The sequence below is a fragment of the Sagittula sp. P11 genome (assembly GCF_002814095.1).
Lineage (GTDB): Bacteria > Pseudomonadota > Alphaproteobacteria > Rhodobacterales > Rhodobacteraceae > Sagittula.
The window spans coordinates 34,614-56,926 of record NZ_CP021915.1; the positions used below are offsets into that span (position 1 = coordinate 34,614).

Sequence of the window (22,313 nt, forward strand, 5' to 3'; positions counted from 1 at the left end):
CCTGGAGACCTGTCATGTCCCGCTCTTCCTCATCGGCCGGGCGCGCCGATGTTTATAACCGTATCACCACCGAGATCATCGCCGCCATCGAGGCAGGCACCGGCGACTGGCGTGCGCCCTGGTTCCACGACGGGAGCAGCATCGCGCGTCCGACCAACGTTTCATCCGGCAAGCGCTATCGCGGCATAAACACTTTGGCGCTCTGGGCCACGGGCTTTGCCGCCGGATATGGCGACGGTATCTGGGGAACGTACAAGCAATGGCAGGATGCCGGCGCGCAGGTGCGTAAAGGAGAACGCTCCACCACGGTCGTCTTGTGGAGGGAGATCAAGGTTTCCCAGCAGGCCGACGACGAAGACGATGATGACGGGCATCGACGGATGTTCGCCCGCGCATTTTCTGTCTTCAACATCGCTCAAGTGGACGGGTACGAGCGCCCGGCGACCCCTGTGCTGCCCGAGGCTGAACGCCTTGCCCATGCGGAAGCGTTCATCACAAACCTGGGCGTCAAGACGGAGTTCGGTGGATCGGAAGCCTATTACCGCCCGTCGGCCGACACCGTGTTCATGCCGCCGTTCACTTCGTTTCGCGATGCCGCGTCGTTCTACGGTGTCTGGCTACACGAGAATGGTCACGCCAGTGGCGCAAAGCACAGGCTCGACCGCGATCTTTCCGGTCGCTTTGGTTCGGCCGCCTATGCCGCCGAAGAATGCTGCGTGGAAATTCTCAGCGGGCTCGTCTTGGCAGACCTCGGGGTCGCCCACCATCCGCGCCCCGATCATGCCGCCTATATTGCCTCGTGGCTCAAGGTCCTGAAAGACGACCCCAAGGCCATCTTCACCGCCGCCAGCAAGGCGCAGCAGGCGGCCGACTGGATGCATGCGCAGCAGCCCCATGCAGAGGAGGTAGCGGCATGACCAAAACCGTTCTCATTGCCGAAAAATTTCAGAATGGGGCTGGACTGTCAGGATATATTGCCGAGCTGACGTCCTGTTTCCTCGGCCAACAGCTCGGCTTCACGGCGCATACGCTCGAGATGAATGCCGCCTATCTCTACAACTGGCTCCGGGTCTTGCGCTCGGATACCAATGCGATCTTCAAGCATGCGGCGGACGCGCAGCGCGCCTGCGACTATCTGATCGCCCGGTCGAAGGCGGGCAGGGTGGAGGATGCCGATCGGGCCGCGTGAGGGAATGTCTCTGAGCAAAGGGAAAGAAGGCTTCGGGTCAGGTGGTTTCAACCCATCCGGAAAGGACAGACCCATGAGCAATCCTGAACCCGCCGAGATCTCCCCGCCCGACGCCGCCACCATCGCCGCACAGAACGACGCCTTCCGCAGGCTTGCCTGTCTCGGCATCGCGCCGGATCAACCGATCCAAGGGCGCATGCATGTCACCCGTTCGCTCATGGAGGCCGGAGACGGTTTCATGGCGGAGGCGGTGAAAGCCACGGGGGCGTTCGAGACCTTCGAGCCTGAGAACGATCCCGAGGGCTGGCACGATTTCGGGGCGGTCACGATCCGCGGTGAGACCGTGTTCTGGAAAATCGACATGTTCGAGGCCGACTCTGACTTCCGATACGGTGCCGAGACCCCCGACAACCCCAAGACCACCATGCGCGTGCTGACCGTCATGATGGCGCGCGACTGGTAAGGGCGGGCCAAGCCTGCCGAGCAGTGAAAGGCCCGCTGACCCCATGAAAGGGAATGCGGGCCTTTTGTCCTGTTGGTTCCCGGATCCGGGGATCGGTGAGGCCGCCCGGGACGTCCGGGTGGCGCAGAACCCATAGAAGGACATCTCATGACACAAGCGTTCAAACCCGTTTCCGTCGCCATCGGCGATCTCGTCACCCATCCCGCGAACGTGCGGACCAACTCCCCCGAAACCTATGCCCCCGAGAACATCGCGCATCTGAAGGCCAGCATCGCTGTGCTGGGGCTCCTGCAGCCGCTGCTCGTCCAGAAGATCGATGGCAAGTTCGGCGTTCTCGCCGGCGGCCGGCGGCACGCGGCGCTCCTCGAGCTCGTCGCGGACAAGACCGCCAAGGGGTTCACCAACCGTACCAAGATCGACTGCCGCCTGGTCCCGGACGATTGCGATGTGACCACCGCGCTGTCGCTGGCCGAGAACATCACCCAGGCGCCCATGAACGCCATCGACGAGTTCGAGGCCTTCGCGCGGATGATGGAGGTCGACGGCCAGACGCCCGAGACCATCGCCAGGACTTTTGGCACGACCGTGGCCGCCGTGAAAGGCCGGCTGCGCTACGGGCTCATCCATCCCGACATCCGCGCCGCGGCCCGCGCCAAATCGATTACGCTCGACACGATGAAGGCCTTCGCCGATCACCCGAGCCAGGAGGTGCAACGCGAGGTCTTCGAGGCGCTCACCAAAGAGGACAACTATGTCCAGGCCTATACCGTCCGGAATGCGCTGAAGTCGCGCGGCGTACAGGTCAGCGACGATATCGGTGCCTTCGTGCGGAAAGACTACGAGGCGCGGGGTGGTGCCATCGCGGCCGATCTCCTGGACGAGCATTCCGTGCTGGAGGATTCCGCGCTGGTCGAGACGATCCTGCTGGAAAAACTCGCCGCTGCCGCCGAAGAGGCGCGGGCAGAGATCGGCTTTGCCTGGGCCGATGCGGTGATCCAGTACGACTATGCCGCCATGGCAGACTATGGCCGGGTCTATCCGGGTCCGGTCGAACCCGACGAGAAGGGCCAGAAGCGCTTGGACGCGATCACCGCCGAGCTTGAGAAACTCGAGCGCGAGATGGAGAACGAGGAGCTCGAGGACGAGGCGTACAATGAACTCTACGAACGCGTGGACGCGCTGGAGGCCGAGGCGCGGGACCTACAGGAGGCCTATAGCGCTGAGGATCTTGCGCGCTCCGGCGTGATCGCCTCCTGGTCGCATGGCAAGATCTCCCTGCATGTCGGGATGGTGCGCCCTGAAGACAAGGCGGAGAGCTCCGGCAAGGCTGCTTCCACCGCGTCGGGCGAGAAAGGCACGGCGGATAGTGATGAGATCACCTATCCCGCCTCGCTGACCGAGGATCTGAAGACCGAACGCGCGATGGCGCTCGGCGCGGCCATGGCGATGCATCCGGAGGCCACACTCGACCTCACACTCTTCAAGCTCGTCACCGACGTTTTGGACCACGGCATGGGCGTCACCCAGGCGATCAAGGTCGATGCGCGCCAGGAATATCGCAGTCACGCGAAGATGGACGAGATCGACGGCACCTCGCTCGAACAGGTGGCCGAGGCTCATGACGCGCTCGACCTCTCCTGGGCCAATGACGCGAAATCTCCCGCCGACCAGTTCGCGCTCTTCCGGGCGCTCGATGCGCGCGAGAAGGCGAAACTCGTGGCCTATGCCACGGCGGCGACCACGCAATCCTGTTTCGCACGGGACCGGCAGCGCGACAGCCTGATGCATGATTTCGAGATCGAGGTCATGCCGGACATCCGGGCGCACTGGACGCCGAACGCGGCGCTTTTCAACCGCTTCAAGAAGGCCTGGCTTCTGAAGATTCTCGGTGAGGAGTTGGGGCTCGCACAGGAGGCGGTGACATTGGCCTCTTCGACCAAGAAGCAAGTCGTCGAATTCTGCGACAAGCTTTTCGCCGAGCCCTTCGCAACGCTGACAGATGCGCAGCGGGCGGCGGTCGCCGCCTGGTGCCCGCCGATGATGCAGACGGCGGGTGTCGAGCCGGTTGATGCCAGCGAGGCCGAGGCGCCCGAAGACGAAACCGGGGTCGCTGAAGCGGCTTGATCGAGCAGGCGACCCGCGCCGAAACTTAGGCGCGGGTCGCACCCCTCCCTCCTACCTACAGGTAAATCCCATGTCCCTTCTCAGCTTCACCGCGGCGAGCGTCGCGGCGCAGATCGCGCATGCGCGCGGCTGTTCCACCTTCCTGCCCAACTGGAACGGGCCGGTCGGCAAACCCGCCCTGATCCTGATCGTCGGAAATGGCGTCCATCTGCGCTCAAACGGGATCGACGGCACGACGACGCGGATCGTCACCACTGAACGCGCCGATCCCTCCTACGCCTTCGCCGAGGGCATCAACCCTTTCCGCGATCCGGACTGGATGGCGGCCCGGCAGGCGGCGTTTCGCGATCTGACCGGCCAGTTCTACACTGACATTCTCGATGACGTGCAGATGCTCATCGACCGCGGTCATGACATCATCCGGCTGGCCACTGACGGCCACACGATCCGCGTCTTCCTGCGCCGCGCCGCCGACTATCTGATCGGCGGCATCTATGATGTCCCCTCCGGTCTCGGCGGGACGTTCCGGGTGATCCTGAAGGACGCCAGTGACACCCACGCCATTGTGCAGAACAGTGGCAATTGCGAGGACTTCGACGAGATGCTGCCTTACCGGGTGCCGCTCGATGCGCTCTTCGAGATCGATGATCAGAGGGCGGCGTAACGCGCCCTTTCTCACAATCGCGTCGCCAATACCCTACCGCGCTTCGCGCTCTCGGGACATTGGCGACCAACAATTCCCTTCAAGAGAAAGGACTCTGAAATGGGCTGGCTTTTCTACACCGACCGTCGCGTCAAAACCTACGCGGACGAGAAGGCAGAAATCGCCCGGCTTTGCACGTTCGAAACGGATACGCGCAAGACAGTGCTGCTCAAGGCCTGCAAGGTCGGGTCGACCTGGTATGCCGCTGCAAAAATCACCAATATCAATGACTCGCCAGTGGAAGACGCGACCTACGCCACCGACGACGACGGATCGATCACCTTCGGCGCTGTGTTCCTGACGCGCTACGACGACGGCTGCTGGGGCTACAAGGACATGGAGGAGGGTGCCGGGCCGGTGGAGTCGCGAGCGTCTCTTAGCCTCCTTGCCCTACTGTCTGAGCTGAAGGATCCCGACAGCTATGCCCATGCCTGGCGTCAGCGCTGCCGGGATTGGGCGGCGATCCTGGACTACGAAGAGGGCGACAGAATCAAGCTCGCTGCGCCGGTCACGCTGAGCGATGGCAGCACCTGCCAGATCGTGACCGCCACCCATTACCGGCGCGGAGGGCAAAAGCGTCGCTGCTACCGCATCGAGGAGACAGGCGGCCTCGTGCGTCTGTCGAAAGCCTTGCTCGCCGGGTCCGAGCTCCTCGGCTCGGCGAAGAGTGAGGCGAGTCCGGTTCTGGCCGAGTTTTTCGCCGGGAACGATTCCTGACCGCCGGCAACATCGCTATCTGTTCAGCCTTGAGCCGCCTCCGCGCGTTTGAAAGCGCTGAGGCGGCTTTCTGTCCTGTCGGACCCACAACCTGACTCAAAGGACAGACGATATGGACAACCGAAGCCCGGCACTCGCACGCGATTTCCCATCGAAACCACAGCTTCTGCAGGCCATTCGCCTGATCGGCAGCGAGATTGAGAAGCAACCGCTCAAGAGCTCATCGCTCGCTCGGATCATGCGCGAGAGTTTCGGCGGTAGCGATGCCGGCGGCGCGTGGTCGTGGCGCATGGCCTATGACCTGATGCAGGCCGCCACGGTGACGGCGATCATGCGGGACAGCGGTTCGGACGCGCTCGCGACGGCCAGATTGCTCGCCTCACGGCTCCTGACGGAGACCCGGCGCTCCGAGCAACAGATTCGCCTGCAACAGTTCTCTACGCCGCTGCCCTTTGCGGCACTGGTAATACGCGCAGCCGCCATTCGCCCCGCTGAGACCTTTCTGGAACCCTCGGCCGGCACCGGCGCGCTGGCTGGTTTTGCAGTTTGCGCGGGTGGCAAACCGATGCTGAACGAGATCGATCCCGTCCGTCGGGCGCTTCTCGAGGCGGTGTTCGGGGGCGAGGTGTCCGGCTTTGACGCCGAACATATTGATGATCTCCTGACGGTGCCCGAGCTTCCCGGTGTCATCGTGATGAATCCGCCCTTCGCCTCATCGGTCGATCGGTCGCGCGACAAGCACATTGCGGCGAAACATCTGATCGGCGCTGCCAAACGGCTGGCACCCGGCGGACGTCTCGCGGCGATCATGCCGATGGGATTTTCGCCAAAACGAGACGCGGCCCATTGGGCACGGGCCTCGGCCATCGCAAAGCCCCGTCTCGCGCTCACTATTCCGGGCCACGTTTACCGCAAACTCGGCACCACCGTCGAAACCCAGCTCATGGTCTTCGACAAGGTGCAGGAGGAGATCGAGATCGTCCGTGCCATGGTCGACGATCTGGACGCGGCGCGCCAAATCATCGATGATATCGCCGCAACCCGCACTGCCACTCCCTCGATCCAAACCGGTGCGCAGTTTCGGACTGGGTCGCGCCGGGTCGGTGTCCCTGTTGCACGTCAGCGCCCAATCGCCCAAGCGGCGTCTGCCAAACCCAAATCGCATGCCGCCATCCCGCTGGCCTTCACCTGCCTCGACACCCCCCGCGAGAACACGCCCGTCTCCGACATCTATGCCCGCTATCGTCCGCAGCGGATCGAGATTGAGGGTGCCCGGGAACATCCGACCCCCCTGGTCGAGAGTATAGCCATGGCCTCGGTTGCCCCTCCGGCACCCAACGGCGAAGCCGCCGCTGATCTGCGCCTGCCCGGCCGTCTGATCGAGGAGGGCCATCTCTCCGAGGCCCAGCTCGAGACCATCCTCATGGCGAACGATGCCCACGCGCGCGACCTGCCGGGGCGGTTTACCATTGACCAGGACCAGACCCGGATGACCCGCGCCGACGATGATCCGGAAGCGTGTGCCTACCGCCTCGGCTATTTCCTTGGCGACGGTACCGGCTGCGGCAAGGGCCGGGAATGCGCCGGTCTCATCCTGGTGAACTGGCTCGCAGGTCGTCGCAAGGCGGTCTGGATTTCGAAGTCCACCACGCTCATCGAGGACGCGATCCGCGACTGGACCGATCTCGGCGGCTCGCCCGCCGACATCCAGCCGCTCTCCAAATGGAAGCCAGATCAACCCATTCCGATGGGCGACGGCATCCTTTTCGTGACCTATGCGACGCTGCGGTCGGCGGGCAAATGCGGGAGGACCCGGCTCAGCCAAGTTCTCGACTGGATGGGCGACGGGTTCGACGGCGTGCTGGCCTTCGACGAGGCCCATGCCATGCAGAACGCCGCCGGGTCCGACGAGGGCAGGGGGGTCAAACCCTCCCAGCAGGGCCTCGCCGGGCTGCGTCTGCAGCTCGCGGCTCCCCGGGCCCGGGTCTTCTATGTCTCGGCGACGGGAGCCACCAGCGTGCAGAACCTGGCCTATGCCTCCCGCCTCGGGCTCTGGGGCCAGGGGCCCGAATATCCCTTCCCGAGCCGCGAAAGCTTCGTCTCGGCGATGGAAGCCGGGGGCGTTGCTGCGATGGAAGTCGTGGCGCGCGACCTGAAGACGCTCGGGTTCTACACCGCGCGGGTGCTCAGCTTCGACGGTGTTGAGTACGACGTGCTCGAACATGCGCTCACACCCGCCCAGATCGAGATCTACGATGCCTATGCCGGGGCTTTCCGGACCTTATGCGCAGCTGCGCATAATGTCCGTAATCGCGAGGACGCGATAATGCGAAGGAATGCGGCACCATCGCTATCATTCAGGGAGTTCAGGGCTACGTCCTTCACATTATTTCTCCGTGGTTCGGGGTCAGAGGGTGTCGAGCCAGTCGAGCAGGTCCGCGTCACGTTTCCATCGCGCGGGTCGATTTCCTGCTGCTGGAACGCCAACCTGTTCGAGCGCCTTTCGCTTGGTTTCGAGGTTGGCCTGGGCATAGTGGTTGGTGGTGTCCAAGCTGACATGCCCCAGCCAGCTTCGGATGACGGTGATGTCGACGCCCGCCGCGACGAGGTGGACGGCCGTCGCGTGCCGGAAACTGTGCGGCGTCACATGCTTCGAGCGAAGCGTGGGTGTCGCATTCGCCGCCGCTGCGACGTAACTCGCCAGCTTGTACCGCACGCCCGATGCCCCCAGGGGTTCGCCGTAACGATTGACGAAGATGCGCTCATCCGGTGCGCGCGGCTGCCGCTCCAGCAGCTTTTTCAGCAACGCCACCGTTTCCGGCCAAAGCGGGCAGATGCGTTCTTTTCGACCTTTTCCGTAAAGACGCACGCAATACGGTGCTTCGAACCGGATCGCCTTGGGACAGAGATCGAGCGCCTCCTGGATACGCGCACCGCTATTATAGAGCAGTGACAGCAGCACATGGTCTCGCATCCCTTCGATGGTCGACCGGTCGGGTTGCGCGAGAATGGCCTCGACCTCCGCTGGCTCAAGATAGCAGGGTGCGGCGGTGGGTTTGCGCTTGAGCGGGATCGCGAGGACCTCTGCACATTGGGCGACATATTCGGGATCCTTGTCCGCCACGAAGCTGAAGAAGCTGCGGATGGCGGCAAGCCGGCAGTTGCGCGTGCCGATCGTGCCCTTGCGACCATGTTCAGCATGATTGAGGAACGCGCGGACCTCGCCGGCGGAGACGTCGGCCAGGGTGATCCTTGCGACACCACGGTCGTTTCGCTCCGCGACGAACCGAAGCAACAGCCGCCAGGTGTCCCGATAGGACTTGATGGTGTGGATCGAGGCGCTGCGCTGTTCCGCCAGCCATTCCTGGAAGAAGGCCCGCAATAGTTCGGGGAAGGGATTTGCGGCTTTCATCACAGCGCCTCCCCGTTGAGGCAGGGGGCACCGACGACGCGGAACCGCTCGCTGGCTTCCTGCAGCAGATCCTGCGTGACGGTGATGTAGACCAGCGTCGAGTTGATGTCCCGGTGACCCAGATAGGTCGAGAGGAAGTGCAGCCGGTCCTGCGGGTTGATGCCGGCTTGGTACCATTGGAGGATCCGGTTTACGACCATCGAGTGCCGCAGGTCATGCACACGCGGCCCTGTCCGTCCGGAAAGCGGTTTGAACCCGCCGCGGCGCATGACGTTGGTGATCATCGTTGTGACCACCACCGGGGCGTAACGATCCTTGAAGTGATCCTGCCAGAACAGCCCCGACTGCGGGTCCTGTGGGGCACCAGCGCGCCGCCGCGCATCGAGATAGGCGCGCAGTTCAACCATGACGCTGCCCGATAACGGCAAGATCCTGGTCTTGTAGAACTTCGTTTCCCGGATCGTGATCGTGCCGGATCGAAGGTCGGCGTCGCCCAGATCGAGCCACGCAATCTCACTACGTCGCAGCCCGGCGCAATAGGCCAGCAAGATCATCGTGTAGAGGGTTAGCGGCCGCAGCGGGGCATGCGGCGACGGATAGCATCGGGCAACTTCGAGCATGAGCCGGATGTCAGCCGGGCTGAAGATATGCGGACGCCGGTGCTCCCGCGCCACCTCCCGCTCCGGTCGCGGGTTGAAGCGTTTCGGCGGGATGTTCGGATCGAGCCGTTGCCGCGCCTTGGTCAGGATGCGCCCCAGCTTCTGGCATTCTGCCGCGTGATTGCGGGTCGGCTTTGCTGCCGCCCAATGCGTCAACATCGTCTCAAGCGGCTCTCCGGCCAGTTCCGGATGAGCCTGCAGGAACCGGTCGAACCGCAGCAACCAATGAGCTTGCGTTTCGTACTGGTAGCCCCGGTTTCGCATCAGCGCGACATGGTCACGCATGAAGTCGCCCAGAACGCTGCCGTAGGGCGCAGGCCGATACAGTCCCGCGAGGGCCTCGTCGGGATTGGACGATGCAAGGGCACGCCAGATCGGCTTGTTCTGCTTGATGTTGTGCTGCCTGCGAAGCTCGGCAACGGGATTGCTGGCGATCAACTCGTTCTGGACCAGATAGTCGAGGAAACGGTCAACGATGCAGACCTGGTTCAATAGCGTCGACAATTTCCAGCGCGGTGCCATTTCGCCCAACCAGTCTTCGATCATCTGGCGATCCACTGCAGGGTGCCGGAGCGCAACATCTTCGAAGCTGCGAAGGAACCAGCGATACGTGGGTCTGCTTCCCGGCCGGAACTGCGACTTCTCCAGAAAGGCGTCGATGATGGTGCGATCGGGATCGTGCCAGGCGCTCATGACAGCACCTCCGATCCGGGCACGTCGAGCGCTACCGCCCGCAAATCTTCGGTGGCAAGTTTGAGATAGGTGTTGGTGGACTCGGTTGATCGGTGCCCGAGCACGTCGCCGATGATCTTTTGCGGAACCGACGCCCGCAGCAGTTCAACCGCACGCGCGTGGCGGAAGATATGCGGTCCACGTTTTCCCACCGGGGTGACGCCCGCTGCCGCCAGACGTCTTTTGACCATGCCGTGCAAGTTCGTCATCCGGGTATAGGGTGCAAGAGAGCGGATGAAGATTTCCCGGCATTCGACCTGCGGGCGCCCGGCACGCAGATAGTCAAGCAGCGCATCGCCGACCGGCGTCAGAAGCGGCATGGTGGAACAGGCATTGGTTTTGGTGTGCCGGATCCGCAGCGAATCCGCGCGCCAGTCGATGTCGTCGAGCCGGAGATTGCAGATCTCGCCTTGCCGCAACCCGTAGGTGGCAAGCATCAGCAAAATGGCATGGTCGCGCAGGCCCCTCGGCGACCTGTCTCTGCCGGTGGCCTCCAGAACCAGATCGATCTGGCTGCGGCTCAGGATCGAGGGAACATCCTCGTAGGCATAGAGCATGGGGCCGATGACCTGTGGGCTCAGATCGGTCGGAACCCGCCCCGACTGATGGAGATAGCGTAGCAGCGAACGGAGCCATGCGGCAGAACCCGAGAGCGATATCCGGCGCAGACCGATGGCGCGCATGTCCATGTAGTGATCGATATCGCGCACGGCCATTGCCGAGAGATCGTCGGCGCCGCTGCGGCAGAAGTACCAATCCAGAAAGCGCCGCGCCTCCCGTGAGCGCGCGTCGATCGTCGCATCTGACAGACCGCGTTCGTCACGCATCCAGTTCCCGTAATCATGGCAAATGGCGTGCCGGAGCATCGCACCCGATTCGATTTCTGTTTCAGGCGGCCACGTGCCTTGGGCGAGGCGGAGCAACCTGCCGATCGCTGTTTGCGGCAGCCTGTGCCAGCGTGAGCTGGGCGGACGACCGTAGCGATCCTGAAAGCAAAGGACTGCGTGGCGGAAATACTGATCGACCTGCGCTGGCGTCACCATCGTCACCGGCATGCCACGCTCAGCCAGGTAGTCCAGGAACCGGCGGGCGTAGAGCCGATGGTTGGTCACGACCACCGGATTGTAGTTCTGCTCCATGAGCGATTTCGCAAGCTCTTCGATCAGCTCGTCGTGCAATTTCAACATGAATGTCTCCTCAGACGGTTGGAAAGCCGCCGAGGTTTGCAATCAAAATAATGCGCAGCAAAGCCCGCGCTGATATCCAGAAGCCAAGGAAAACAAAAATGAATCCCGGACACCTTCGCATTATCGCGTCCTCGCGATTACGGACCATCCACCACAACCTCGAAGCGGCGCTGACCGCGACAGGCGTCAATGATGCCTCCGGTCAGACGAACGCCTCTGCCGCGAAAGCCTCGGCGAAGTCGCGCTTCGAGAGCACCAAGCAGCGCTTCTTCAATCACCTCCTGATGGGCATGAAAGCCCCGACCGTCATCCGCGCCATCGAAGAGGATGTTGCGGACGGCTATGCTTGCGTCATCCAGGTGGTCTCGACTGGCGAGAGCCTGTTGAAACGACGCCTCGAGGCGATGGATCCCGAAGACGAGCTGGTGGAAGGTGCGCTCACGCCCCGCGACTATGTGCTGTCCTATCTTGAACAGGCTTTCCCGATCCACGCCCAGAAGCTCGTGGAGATCGACGGAAACATGGTGGCCGAGCCGCTGCGGGATGCGAACGGTGCCCTGGTCGTCTCCCGCGAGGCCGAGGCCTTGCGCGATGCGGCGATGATGGAGCTGATGGCGCTTGCGCCTATTCCCGCCGCGCTCGACCAGATCCTTTGGGCCTTCGGCGATGAGGCCGTGGCCGAAGTAACCGGGCGCTCCATTCGATCCCTGAAATCCAGCGACGGGGCCCTGTTTATCGAAAAGCGCAGCGCCAACAGCAATTCCTCGGAAACCCGCGCCTTCATGGATGGCGAGAAGGACATCCTCATCTTCTCCGATGCGGGCGGGACGGGCCGGTCCTATCATGCCGCAAAGACGGCGAAGAACCAGAAGCGGCGGCGCCACTATCTGCTGGAGCCCGGCTGGCGGGCCGATGCGGCAATCCAGGGGCTAGGACGCACGCATCGTTCGGCTCAAGTGTCAGCACCCTTCTTCCGGGTCTGCACCTCGGATGTGCATGGCGAGAAGCGCTTCACCTCCACCATCGCCCGGCGGCTCGATCAGCTGGGGGCGCTCACCAAGGGCCAGCGCGAGACCGGCTCGCAGGGCATGTTCCGCGAGGAGGACAATCTCGAGAGCCCGATCGCAAGGGGTGCGCTGCGCGGCTATTACGCCGACCTGGCCGCCGGGCGTGCCGGGGCCATGAGCTATGAGAAGTTCTGCGATTGGACCGCCTTGCGGCTGATCGACCAGGACGGCGTGCTGCTCGAAGAGCTTCCACCAATCCAACGCTTCCTGAACCGGGTGCTGGCGCTGCCCATCCACATGCAGAACGCGCTCTTCGCCGAGTTCATGAGCCGGATCGCCGATCAGACCGAGCGGGCGCGGGCGGCTGGCACGCTCGATCTCGGCGTCGAGACACTGCGTGGCGAGCGGATAGAGCAGGTCTCGACCGAAGACCTCTGGACCTGTCCGCGCTCCAGAGCAGTGACGCGCATAATCGGACTTGAGGTGACGGACCCCGTCCATATCCTCTCCGCAGAAGAGGTGCTGGATCGGAACCCCGACAGGTTGCCGATGATCAACCGCGCGTCGGGTCGCGCGGCGTTCATCTCAGCCCGTCCGATGCAGATGTACGACGAGGAGATTGTCACGCTCATGCGCAAGGTGACCCGGCCGAGCGGGTCCACCTATGTCGAGGAAGGGTAGTTCCAGGCTTCCGCCTGGGAAGAGATCGAGCCGTCCGAGTTCCGCCGCCTCTGGGACGAGGAGGCCGATAGCCTGCCGAAGGTGACCACGACGAAGCTCTATCTGCTGACCGGGCTGCTACTGCCGATCTGGAAGGACATCCCCTCGGGCAACGAACGCATCTACCGGGTCACGCCCGAGGGGCAGGGGAGCATGATCGGCCGCACAGTCAGCGAGGACGGTGCGGCCGCGCTCAGAGCCCGTTTTATGGTCGGCACCCCGAAAACCCCGCAGGAGATGCTAACGGCGGCGCTCGGGTCCACCGCGCCGGTCGATCTGGGCCGGGGCCTCACGCTCACCCGCCGCCGGGTCGCGGGCGCGGCCCGCCTCGAGATCGACGGGGCCGACCGGGGCACGATCGACGGGCTGAAGGCCATGGGGTGTTTCACGGAGATCATCGCCTTCCAGCTCCGGGTCTTCGTGCCCCACGGGGAGGGCGTCGATACCGCCGCGATCCTGGGCCGGATCGTGGGGGACGGATCAGCCTCCAGGGCTGATCGCGCCGCCTGAAAGGTAAAGCGGGCTCTCGGTCAGGGGGGAACGCGGAAGGGGTTTGGCCCGTCCGCGTTCCGGCGCCGTGGCCGGTCTCCGACCGCCTCGGCGCATCCCTAAATCCCAGACACAAGGACGAGACCCATGACCGATCCCCAGATCGACTTCGCCGAGACGATGGCGAAATGGCAGGCCGAGCGCGAAGCCGCGAACAAGGCTGCCAGGGGCGAACTGCTCCCGCAGTTGCGTGCCCTCGGCGTTACCGAGGTGGCCGCCGAATACGAAGGCTACGGCGATTCCGGCAATGTCGAAGACGTGACGGTGCAGCCCGCGGGCATCGAACTCCCCGACGACCTCCGCACGAAAGTCGAGGATTTCGCCTGGTCCGTCGCCTATCACCAGCATCCGGGCTTCGAGAACAACGAGGGCGGCTATGGCACGCTGACCTGGGATGTCACCGCCGACAGCATCACGCTGGATCACGCCGACCGATATGTCGAATGCTCCCACAGCTTTGACGAGGGGCTCTGATATGGCCCATCCCCTGCATCATGCCGAAAGCTCCGCCCGGAAGTACGGCGGCAAGCCTTCGGACTACCAGGCGCTGCACGAGTTTTTTGATGTCTCCAAGGAGCACCTCGCGCTCTTCGTCCACCGAGCCTACAGGCACAACACGCTCGGCATCTTCGAATTGGAGCGCCAGTTCGGCAGAACGCTGACCAACAGTGCGGGCCGGGTCATTCCGACCCGCTGGATCGGCGAGCAGCATGTCCGCGAGGATTGCCAGGGCCGCATCCCGTCGCTCGCCGACTGGCTTATCCGCATCCGGCCCGAGCCATGGATGGCCAATGGCCGGATCGACTTTGATCCTCCAGATATCGTCGGCGATCCGCGGGTCGCCTGGATGGCAGAGGTGGCAGCGGGCAGGACGATCCTCGGTCTCAAGGACTGGATGGAAGGGAGGGGCTGATCATGCGCAATGTCCGCAGGTTCTACGATTGCAGCACCGCACATTTGCCCGAGGAGACCGCTCAGGCCATCGAAGACGGGCTCTTCGCCAAATCGCCAACCATGCTCAGCGAATATGGCTGGCTGTTCTCCGTCCCGGAAACGCTCGCCGACTTACCGGAAGGCGTCAACTGTGACGCCTTCAAGAGGGTCATGGCGTTGGCGATGGATGCAGGCTGCGACTGCGTCCTCTTCGATCGGGACGTCCCGCCGGTCCCCTATCTCGAGGCCTTTGACTGGTAGATCAATCGCAGTTGCACTGAGGCCCGATCCGCGGATCGGGCCTCTCTTGTTTCTGCCGCCAACACTGAAATGGAGATCCAGATGAACATTGCGGAGATCAAGGCCGCCGTGGGTGCCGGCAAATCCGTCCACTGGGCGAACGAGGGCTACCGGGTTCACCGGGATGGTCTCGGCCAATACCTCATCACCTTTGTGCCAAACGGCAGCACCATCGGTCTGACCGACCGGAGCGGCCGACGGCTGAACGGAGCCGAGGCCGATTTCTTCATATCTGAGCCGATGCACTGTGCAGCGGCAGAGCAGGGGAGGGACGCGCACGTGGCGACGTGGGACACCTCGTCCAGCGCCGGGCCGGGCTGACGGTCAGGAGAGAAAGGAAAGAGGGCTTTCGGTTTTGCGATCCCATGAGGGGTCGAAAAGCAATCCCGCGTGCTCTGGCAAAAAGCCGGGCAGCGGCAAACCCAAGGAGAAGACCCATGTTCGCAGGAACCCTGACGAAAAACGCCGAGACCGCAGCCACCGCCTATTCCGGCATAATCCATTCGACCCGGTTCGATGTTGCCATCCAACTCGAAACCCGGACGAAGATGTCCGAGCGGAGCCCGGACTATGACGTGACCGCGGTGAACAAATCCGGCCGCAAGGTGCGCATCGGCACGGCCTGGAACGAGACCGGCAATACCACCGGCAATCCCTACATCTCGATGCAGATCGATGTCGGCCTCGGGCCGTTTCGGGTCAACGCCGTGCAGACGAAGGAAGCGCGCGAAGCGATGACCGGTGAATTCGAGATCATCCCGCTGGTGTCGAACGGTGCCATGAAGTCCGGCTCGATCTCGGGCGAGTTGACCGCAATGGATGCCGACAACGCCTTCGCCGGTTACATCGCCAACATGATGTTCGACCTCGATTTCATCCTCGTCGAGAACGCGTTCAAGACCGAGGAGACCCATCCCGACTACCGCATCGAGGTCAGCTCGCCCAAGGGCCACCCGATCCGCGTGGGCTCGGCCTGGATGGCGAAGAGCAACCGGACCGGCAACGACTACGTCTCGCTCCTCATCAACACGCCCGATGGCGATCTGCGGGTGAACGCTGTTCAGAACGAGGAGCAGCGGGGCGGCCAGACCTTCTCGATCATTCCCTTCGTCGAGAGCGCCGGCCAGGAGCGGTCTGACAACACCGGCCTCGCTTTGGTGGGCTGACGCGCGACGACTTCCACCGAACGGGCGTCCCGGGCAACCTGGGCGCCTTTCACCCGTGCAGGCCTGATCCTCCTCCGAAACCAGGCCTGACGGGGCGGTGCCGGTCCTGTCTCCGACCGGCCCGCGCCTCCTGTCCCCGAAAGGCAGGTCCCGTGAGGGGAGCCGCGGCAGCGCGGCTCCCCTCTTCTCGTTTCACCCCATCAGAAGGACGACAGCCATGTTCAATCTCTCCCATCCCAAACTGGTCACGCTCGCTGAGACCGAAGGTTACGCCGAGGTCGCGGACTTCCTGGAGGACTATGCGCTCGACAGCATCGTGCCCGCGATCTGCATGGCGCCCAATTGCGATCACACCGCTGATCTCGAACCGGATCAGCGCGCCGGCTTCTGCGAGGCCTGCGGTCGTCCCACCATGAAATCCGGCCTCGTCATCGCTGGCTTGATTTGAGCGGCAAGGATGAGGGGCTTCCCATGACACATAATCAATACACGACGCCCGGCACGCGGCTTACCTGGTCCGACGTCGGCGAATGGGTCGATGCGGCCCACCGGATCGGCAGGCGCCGGCCCGGTGCGGCGCGCAACCGGGCCTTTGCCGCCCATGCGGCGGCATTGCCCCGCGACCTCACCAACCGCGAGACGCATATGCCATCGCTGGAGGCGGCGATTCACCTCCTAAAACACGGACATCCCAGTCTCGCCCGGCCGCAGAGAGGCCATCGGGCGGATCACCCGACCACGCCGGTCATCATGGATCTGATGAACCGTCTCGCCGTCCTGAAACGCCGGGATGAGATACCCGCCGGGAACAACTGGACCGCCATGTTCGGAGGTTCCGATGCGCATTCCGGCTGACATCACCGACCTGATCGAGCGCGGCGCCCTTGTGGCGATCAACCATTCCGGCGGCAAGGACAGTCAGGCCATGTCGATCAGGCTGGTTGAGGCTGGCATCCCGCGCGACCAGCTGCTCATCGTCCATGCCACCCTCGGCGACGTGGAATGGCCGGGAACGATCAGCCATATCCGGAAGACCACGTTCGGGCTGCCGCCGGTGATCGCACGACCGCGCCGGTCGTTCTTCGAGATGGTCCGGGCACGGGGCATGTTCCCCTCCCCGCGATACCGCCAATGCACCTCCGACCAGAAGCGCGGCCCGATCGAGCGGGAGTTGCGTCGCTATCTCGCGGCCAATCCCCGCTTCGCCGGACGCATCGTCAGTGCGATGGGCATGCGCGCCGAGGAAAGCGCCGCGCGTTGGAGCCGTCACGTCGTCAGGCTGAACAACCGCAACAGCGTGGCGGGTCGAACCTGGATCGACTGGCTGCCAATTCATGAGCTATCCCGGCGCGAGGTGTTCGACGCCATCGCCGCGGCGGGGCAGGAGCCACATTGGGCCTATGGCCGCGGCATGACGCGGCTGTCCTGCAGCTTCTGCATCATGTCCTCGCTGGCCGATCTGCGATGCGCGGCGCGGCTGCGACCGGACCTACTTTCCGCCTACATGGCTCTCGAAGACGAGATCGGCCACACCCTGCGTCCCGACGGGACGAACCTCCGCGAAACCCTCAACCGATTGGATGCCGCATGACCGTGCATGACCCCCAAGAAATCGTCGAACGTCCGGGGTCCGGCTTCTCCGAGGCCGAGATCGCCACCATCGACGCCGCGCGGGACATCCTGCGCAGGCATGCCCGGTCCACCGCCGCCTTGCAGTCCTGGACCATGCTGACCGACTACCTGGCGCTCAACGCCGTTCGCGAGCGCGTCGAAGTGTTTCGGGTGCTGCTGTTGGACCGGAAGAACAAGCTGATCCGCGACAGGGTCATGACCCGCGGCAGCATCGATCACGTTCCGGTCTATGTCAGCGAGGTGCTCCGCTCGGCTCTCGTTCTTGATGCCTCAGCCATCATCATGTGCCACAACCATCCGTCCGGCGATCCGCATCCGAGCCAGGCCGACATCGATCTCACCCGGAAGATCGTTGAAGCCTGCAAGGTGATGGAGATTGTCATCCACGATCACATCATCGTCGGTTTCGGACGGGAGAAGAACGCGTTCAGCATGCGGGCGGCCGGGATGATGGGTGACTAGAAATCCGGGAACATGTGCCGGGTGGACGCCAGCCTCATCCAGTTCCGTCCACCAAAGGCAACAAGTGTGAGGTAGATGATACCCGCCTCGACACCCGGCCTGAAGACGATGGTCAGACGATGGCCGGACCCGCCATGTCGCACGAGCCAGCCTTCGAGCTTTCCTTCAAGCCGCACGCCAGATGTCGGGTTGTCTGCAATGGATCGCAGCAAGGCATCGACCTCATCCAGGCGCCGAAGAGCTGCTCCCGAGTCGCCCTGGGTGACTTCGATGATGTGATCGACGATGCCGATGAGATCCCGCTCGAAGAACGGATGCCGGACGAACTGCATCAGGCCTTGCGGGTCATTGCGGTCAGATGCGCCCGCGCGCCAGCGGTGACGTCGGAGGCGTCGCCGACCGGTTCCCATTGGTCGAGCGGCAGAGCCAGACGCCGTTCAAGTTCTGCTTCTAGCACCGCCCGTTCGCGCTCACGTTCTGCCTTGGCCTTCGCCAGTTCCCCCGAAACCGCCGCGCTCACATTGGGATATTCTCCGGCTTCGACCAGCTCCCTGGCGAACGCGTAGGCGGTATCGGTAAAGCTGACGGATTGCTTTTGAACGCTCATGGCGGACTCCTTGGTGCTCCAATAGAGTACTGAAATCCGCGGCATCTGGCAAGCCGGTCAGCCCCGACCGAGGGAACCGACCCATGCCTGACGGCCTCCCCTGCTCGGCTGCGCGTGTCGCAGGGGAGATATCGGCCGTCGGCCGATCGCGCATTCGGCCATGCGGCCTCACCGCGGCGTTGCACCCAGGCCCCCGGTTTGCCCGTCTCGCGAGCACGTCGCTCCCCGGCCACTCCGCCGGATTGCACTCTGGTCTGTTTCGGCCAGAGGCCAAAACGATCCCGCCGCTCCATCCGTCTCCCGCGTCCGGTCGCGCCGTTTGCCTGCTCGCGTCGGGCAAACCTGCCGTCAAAACACACACACATGAGCGTGGAAGCATATCCTCCGGATGGCCCCCGAATCAGCCCGCCTCAAGGATCGCAAAACTTTTCGGCGAGGCCGGCGGGTGTGGAGAAGGCAGTCCAGTGCTCGATGACGCGCCTGTGGTGAGCGATGCGCCCGGAAAACTTTTGCGCCCGGCGCGCCGGCGGCTTCGCCGTCCCTGACCCGGACAGATTCGGTGAACCAGACGTACGGCCATGCCACCACACTCACGTGGTGGTTCCCCGAACATCTGGAGACACCAACATGACATACGAGAACGCGAATGCCTACGAGACCATCGAACTTTTCGGCCTGACGGAGAAAGACGCGGAGCTGCCCATCCCCGAGGATCACGTCCTGACCGATAGCATCGTCCGCGAGACTTTCGAGGCCCTGCTTGGCCAGCTGCGCGGCACCGGTCTCGAGACCGAGATCGAACCGCTCGCGCACGGGCTCGCCACGATTCTGCAGCGCCGCAAGATCGCTCTGGGCAAGGAGCTTGACCGCACCGCTGACAAGATCGGCGCCCTGGCAAAATCCCATGACGGGTCGGAGATCGCCGAGACCGCGCTCGAAGAGGCGCAGGCCCGCTTCCTGCAGGTCCGCGAGATCGTCGGGGCCATCGAGGTGATGAGCGAGGCGGCGGCGGAATGCTACGAGGTCGAGACCGGCCACGCCTTCATCCCGGCCGCGGGATCGCGCGCCAGTGCTCGCGCTCAGGAGACCGGAGCGGTCTTCGAGGCCCGGCAGCTGCTGGAACAGCACGATCGCGAGACAGCCGCGAAGTCGAAGGTCGAGGGGGTTCCCCTGATCGTCTCGGGGGCGACCGACTGGACCGATATCGACGTCATCTTCACGACACTCGACAAGGTTCGCGAGCGCATCCGGCAGAACCGCAACCAGGAGATCTTCCTCTGCCACAAGGGTGGCAAGCACGGGGCCGAGATGATCGCCGCCCGGTGGGCTCGGGCGCGTGGCGTCGCGCAGGCGCGCTTCGATCCGCGCTGGTCCGCGCATGGGCGGGCAGCACCCTTCAAATGCAACGACGAGATGCTGGACGACAAGTTCGCCGCGACCGGGGTCGTGCTCTTCGGCGGCAACGGGGTCGCACTGAACCTCGGGCAGAAGGCGGAAGCCAAAGGCCTGACGGTGATGCGGGTCGCCGATCCGGCGAAGAAGACGGCAGACGCGTGAATGAGAGAGGGTCGCCTTTGGGCGGCCCTTTCGTCGTTTTCATCTGCCTGCCCGTAAACTGGCGGTCTCCTCCGCACAGTAAGCCAAGTCGCGGTGGAGGTATCGGCCTGAGGCCGATCGCGCATTCGGCCATGCGGCCTCACCACGGCGCAGCACCCGGCGTCCCGGTTTGCCCGTCTCGCGAGCACGTCGCGCCCCGGCCGCTCCACCGGATTACGCTCCGGTCTGTTTTGCGGGGCAAAACGATCCCGCCGCTCCATTCGTGTCCCGCGTCCGGGCAGCACCCTTTGCCTGCTCGCGTCGGGCAAACCTGTCGTTAATCACACACACATGAGTGCGGAAGCATATCCTCCGGATGGCCCCCGAACCCGTCCGCGTCAAGGATCGCAAAACTTTTCGGCTAGGGGGGCCGGGGAGGAGAGGGCGGTCCAGTGTTCGATGACGCCCCCGTGGTGGGCGATGCGCCCGGAAAACTTTTGCGCCCGGCACGCCGGCGGCTGCGCCGTCCCTGACCCGGACAGTTTCGGCAACCAGGCATTCGGCCATGCCACCACACTCACGTGGTGGTCCACGAACATCTGGAGATGAGATCATGACCGACGAGAACAAGACCGAGGACGACCTTTGCCGACACTGCGACCGCACAGGCACGTCGCAGCGCGGAACTTCCACCGGGAAAGACCATCACGATATTGGCGGCCATGTCGTCCCCTGCGTCGCCTGCGGGAAAGACGCGTTGCGGACCGATTGGGAGACTATCGATGGCGGGAGCGTCAATTTCCACTGGCGGGAGGCCTGTGCGCATTGTTCGCACCTCAGCGAGTCTCTCTTCGCCTGAACAGTACCTTTCATCGGGCGGCCCCGTCGCCCGGTGATCCCTCTCTCTAACCCTTCCACGCTCTCGACGACTGCGACACCATCCATAAGTGCAGCCCCGCCCGGCTAAGGCCGGGCGGGGCTGCTGCGCTCCTCAACTGTCTGTGGCCCCTCAGTCAGACGCAAATAACATGAAGGTCGGTGGTGATCGATCGTCGGTCATGCCGGGCCCCTGCCGGCGGTTGCACCGCCGTCACCGCGCTCGCAGGTTCCGGCCGTGCCGGCCTCCACCCGGAACACGAGGCCCCTGGACGTGCTGAGTGGCATACCCCGGCGGCGGTCTCCTGACGGAGCCAGCCGGCGGGGTTGCCCTCATGCGCGCCAGAAACCCCGCGATCCGCCCGTCCGGGTGCAGATCGCTGGGGCGGGCGCAGCGCATCGACCGCGCCGCCCGATGACGGCGACCCGTCCGGGCCGACAACTCTGCTGCCAGACCTGCGGCTGTATCACCGCCCCGGATCGCCACACAGGCGACGGGGAAGCCGAGCTTGAGGCAGACGATCGCGGTCGTGCCGATCGGGCGCACGCGAACCATCGCGCCGACGCGTTGGAAGCGGGGGCGGACCTGGTCACGTCTGACATAACTCGACAGGACCGATGGCGGCTGAGGAGCGGGGTGCACATTTGGGTCTCCCCTCTTTGCTCATAGATGTGGATCGCACGGGGTCGGGCGGTCCGTGCCCTCCGCTCACGCTCCGGCAAACACAAATACGGTTTCCACGCGCGGGGCGCGCGGACCCTCCGCATTTGTGTTTGCGGACCTCCCTTGCCCCCCGTGCCGGGTGATCCCCATCGCAAAAAGGAGAGACCCAAATGACCAACCACTACGTCGCCACCGTTCCCGTCAAGTTCACCGACAACGAAGGTCAGGAGCGCACCCGCTTCCAACGCGTCGGCGCGATGTTCCGCAACACTCGCAACGGGGACGGCTCGGAGTTCTTCAGCCTCAAACTCGACTTCCCCGTCGCGGTCCAGGAGCTGGTGATGTTCCCGCCGAGCGCGAAGGAACCGCAGGAATAGTCCGCCTCAAAGATGGGCCGCCCTAGGGGCGGCCCTTTCCCTGTTTCAGGGAAGGCTGCGCTGTACCCGGGAACCCCTGCCTTCGGCCGGCGTCCCCGGGAAGGCGTCAGGACCGCAAGCGGTCCTGACGGGGGATATCAGAGATCGCCTGGAACAGGTCTGCCGGCCAGCCTCAAGGGGGCCATCCGGAATAACAGTCGGGCTACGCCCGCCGGTTTTTCCGGCAGAGATTTGGGCCGAGCCAAATCTGGCCGCCCTTGACCCTGTCCGTCAGCCCCGTCGGTGGAGGGATGCGCCG

Annotated in this window: 22 protein-coding genes and 3 pseudogenes; 20 read left to right on the forward strand and 5 right to left on the reverse strand. The window is 64.0% G+C overall.

What is annotated here, in order from left to right; genetic code table 11:
- Nucleotides 1–14: 14 nt before the first annotated feature.
- From CDO87_RS23810 to CDO87_RS23840, 7 genes and pseudogenes are all read left to right on the forward strand, one after another.
- Nucleotides 15–917, forward strand: a complete 903-nt coding sequence (locus CDO87_RS23810; protein ID WP_100931396.1) for an ArdC family protein — start codon at nucleotides 15–17, stop codon at nucleotides 915–917.
- A 56-nt stretch (nucleotides 918–973) separates the two neighbouring features.
- Nucleotides 974–1,189 (forward strand): annotated as a pseudogene (locus CDO87_RS23815) (zincin-like metallopeptidase domain-containing protein); the annotation flags it as partial.
- 73 nt (nucleotides 1,190–1,262) lie between these two features.
- Complete coding sequence (locus tag CDO87_RS23820; RefSeq protein ID WP_100931398.1) at nucleotides 1,263–1,652, forward strand: DUF3768 domain-containing protein; 390 nt, start codon at nucleotides 1,263–1,265, stop codon at nucleotides 1,650–1,652.
- A gap of 147 nt (nucleotides 1,653–1,799) precedes the next feature.
- Nucleotides 1,800–3,776, forward strand: coding sequence for a ParB/RepB/Spo0J family partition protein (locus CDO87_RS23825; RefSeq protein ID WP_100931399.1), 1,977 nt, complete (start codon nucleotides 1,800–1,802; stop codon nucleotides 3,774–3,776).
- Between the two features lie 70 nt (nucleotides 3,777–3,846).
- Nucleotides 3,847–4,440 carry a regulator gene (locus tag CDO87_RS23830; RefSeq protein WP_100931400.1) on the forward strand — a complete coding sequence of 198 codons (594 nt, stop codon included), beginning with the start codon at nucleotides 3,847–3,849 and terminating at the stop codon, nucleotides 4,438–4,440.
- A gap of 99 nt (nucleotides 4,441–4,539) precedes the next feature.
- A complete protein-coding gene (locus CDO87_RS23835) occupies nucleotides 4,540–5,196 on the forward strand; it encodes a DUF6927 domain-containing protein (RefSeq protein WP_100931401.1) in 657 nt (218 codons plus the stop codon).
- Nucleotides 5,197–5,308: 112 nt separating this feature from the next.
- Nucleotides 5,309–7,480 (forward strand): annotated as a pseudogene (locus CDO87_RS23840) (strawberry notch-like NTP hydrolase domain-containing protein); the annotation flags it as partial.
- Nucleotides 7,481–7,603: 123 nt separating this feature from the next.
- Here CDO87_RS23840 and CDO87_RS23845 read toward each other — a convergent pair.
- Genes CDO87_RS23845 through CDO87_RS23855 form a run of 3 tightly spaced genes read right to left on the reverse strand, consistent with a single transcriptional unit; the run spans nucleotide 7,604 to nucleotide 11,186 of the window.
- Nucleotides 7,604–8,608 (reverse strand): tyrosine-type recombinase/integrase, encoded by a 1,005-nt coding sequence (locus CDO87_RS23845; protein ID WP_088626524.1) that lies wholly within the window; start codon nucleotides 8,606–8,608, stop codon nucleotides 7,604–7,606.
- Nucleotides 8,608–9,960 carry a tyrosine-type recombinase/integrase gene (locus tag CDO87_RS23850; protein WP_100931402.1) on the reverse strand — a complete coding sequence of 451 codons (1,353 nt, stop codon included), beginning with the start codon at nucleotides 9,958–9,960 and terminating at the stop codon, nucleotides 8,608–8,610. The genes CDO87_RS23845 and CDO87_RS23850 overlap by 1 nt, the downstream gene beginning before the upstream one ends.
- Nucleotides 9,957–11,186 (reverse strand): site-specific integrase, encoded by a 1,230-nt coding sequence (locus CDO87_RS23855; protein ID WP_088626526.1) that lies wholly within the window; start codon nucleotides 11,184–11,186, stop codon nucleotides 9,957–9,959. Before CDO87_RS23855 ends, CDO87_RS23850 begins: the two co-directional genes overlap by 4 nt.
- A 128-nt stretch (nucleotides 11,187–11,314) precedes the next feature.
- On the opposite strand from CDO87_RS23855, the pseudogene CDO87_RS23860 reads away from it, so the two are divergent.
- The 10 genes and pseudogenes from CDO87_RS23860 to CDO87_RS23905 form a co-directional block, all read left to right on the forward strand.
- Nucleotides 11,315–13,423, forward strand: a pseudogene (locus CDO87_RS23860) (strawberry notch C-terminal domain-containing protein); the annotation flags it as partial.
- Nucleotides 13,424–13,549: 126 nt separating this feature from the next.
- Nucleotides 13,550–13,936, forward strand: coding sequence for a DUF6878 family protein (locus tag CDO87_RS23865; RefSeq protein ID WP_071974368.1), 387 nt, complete (start codon nucleotides 13,550–13,552; stop codon nucleotides 13,934–13,936).
- 1 nt (nucleotide 13,937) lies between these two features.
- Nucleotides 13,938–14,375, forward strand: a complete 438-nt coding sequence (locus tag CDO87_RS23870) for a DUF6915 family protein (RefSeq protein ID WP_071974367.1) — start codon at nucleotides 13,938–13,940, stop codon at nucleotides 14,373–14,375.
- 2 nt (nucleotides 14,376–14,377) lie between these two features.
- Nucleotides 14,378–14,656, forward strand: a complete 279-nt coding sequence (locus CDO87_RS23875; protein ID WP_071974366.1) for a hypothetical protein — start codon at nucleotides 14,378–14,380, stop codon at nucleotides 14,654–14,656.
- Nucleotides 14,657–14,737: 81 nt separating this feature from the next.
- Nucleotides 14,738–15,016 (forward strand): hypothetical protein, encoded by a 279-nt coding sequence (locus tag CDO87_RS23880; protein WP_071974438.1) that lies wholly within the window; start codon nucleotides 14,738–14,740, stop codon nucleotides 15,014–15,016.
- Nucleotides 15,017–15,132: 116 nt separating this feature from the next.
- A complete protein-coding gene (locus tag CDO87_RS23885) occupies nucleotides 15,133–15,861 on the forward strand; it encodes a DUF736 family protein (protein WP_071974365.1) in 729 nt (242 codons plus the stop codon).
- A 217-nt stretch (nucleotides 15,862–16,078) separates the two neighbouring features.
- The gene (locus CDO87_RS23890) at nucleotides 16,079–16,309 is read left to right on the forward strand and encodes a hypothetical protein (RefSeq protein ID WP_027264463.1); all 231 of its coding nucleotides are present in this window, start codon (nucleotides 16,079–16,081) and stop codon (nucleotides 16,307–16,309) included.
- 23 nt (nucleotides 16,310–16,332) lie between these two features.
- Nucleotides 16,333–16,716 (forward strand): hypothetical protein, encoded by a 384-nt coding sequence (locus CDO87_RS23895; protein WP_027264462.1) that lies wholly within the window; start codon nucleotides 16,333–16,335, stop codon nucleotides 16,714–16,716.
- Nucleotides 16,700–17,452, forward strand: coding sequence for a phosphoadenosine phosphosulfate reductase family protein (locus tag CDO87_RS23900; protein ID WP_036051621.1), 753 nt, complete (start codon nucleotides 16,700–16,702; stop codon nucleotides 17,450–17,452). The genes CDO87_RS23895 and CDO87_RS23900 overlap by 17 nt, the downstream gene beginning before the upstream one ends.
- A complete protein-coding gene (locus CDO87_RS23905) occupies nucleotides 17,449–17,955 on the forward strand; it encodes a RadC family protein (RefSeq protein WP_071974364.1) in 507 nt (168 codons plus the stop codon). Before CDO87_RS23900 ends, CDO87_RS23905 begins: the two co-directional genes overlap by 4 nt.
- Here CDO87_RS23905 and CDO87_RS23910 read toward each other — a convergent pair.
- Together CDO87_RS23910 and CDO87_RS23915 are read right to left on the reverse strand one after the other, a co-directional pair.
- The gene (locus CDO87_RS23910; protein WP_027264460.1) at nucleotides 17,952–18,287 is read right to left on the reverse strand and encodes a type II toxin-antitoxin system RelE/ParE family toxin; all 336 of its coding nucleotides are present in this window, start codon (nucleotides 18,285–18,287) and stop codon (nucleotides 17,952–17,954) included. The two genes, CDO87_RS23905 and CDO87_RS23910, sit on opposite strands and share 4 nt — an antisense overlap.
- Nucleotides 18,287–18,562: a hypothetical protein gene (locus CDO87_RS23915; protein ID WP_027264459.1), complete on the reverse strand. Its 276-nt coding sequence runs from the start codon at nucleotides 18,560–18,562 to the stop codon at nucleotides 18,287–18,289. Before CDO87_RS23915 ends, CDO87_RS23910 begins: the two co-directional genes overlap by 1 nt.
- Before the next feature lie 627 nt (nucleotides 18,563–19,189).
- On the opposite strand from CDO87_RS23915, the gene CDO87_RS23920 reads away from it, so the two are divergent.
- From CDO87_RS23920 to CDO87_RS23930, 3 genes are all read left to right on the forward strand, one after another.
- Nucleotides 19,190–20,119, forward strand: a complete 930-nt coding sequence (locus tag CDO87_RS23920; RefSeq protein WP_027264458.1) for a DUF2493 domain-containing protein — start codon at nucleotides 19,190–19,192, stop codon at nucleotides 20,117–20,119.
- A 592-nt stretch (nucleotides 20,120–20,711) separates the two neighbouring features.
- Nucleotides 20,712–20,957 carry a hypothetical protein gene (locus tag CDO87_RS23925; protein ID WP_027264457.1) on the forward strand — a complete coding sequence of 82 codons (246 nt, stop codon included), beginning with the start codon at nucleotides 20,712–20,714 and terminating at the stop codon, nucleotides 20,955–20,957.
- A gap of 851 nt (nucleotides 20,958–21,808) precedes the next feature.
- Nucleotides 21,809–22,015 (forward strand): hypothetical protein, encoded by a 207-nt coding sequence (locus CDO87_RS23930; protein WP_027264456.1) that lies wholly within the window; start codon nucleotides 21,809–21,811, stop codon nucleotides 22,013–22,015.
- The last annotated feature ends 298 nt before the right edge of the window (nucleotides 22,016–22,313 follow it).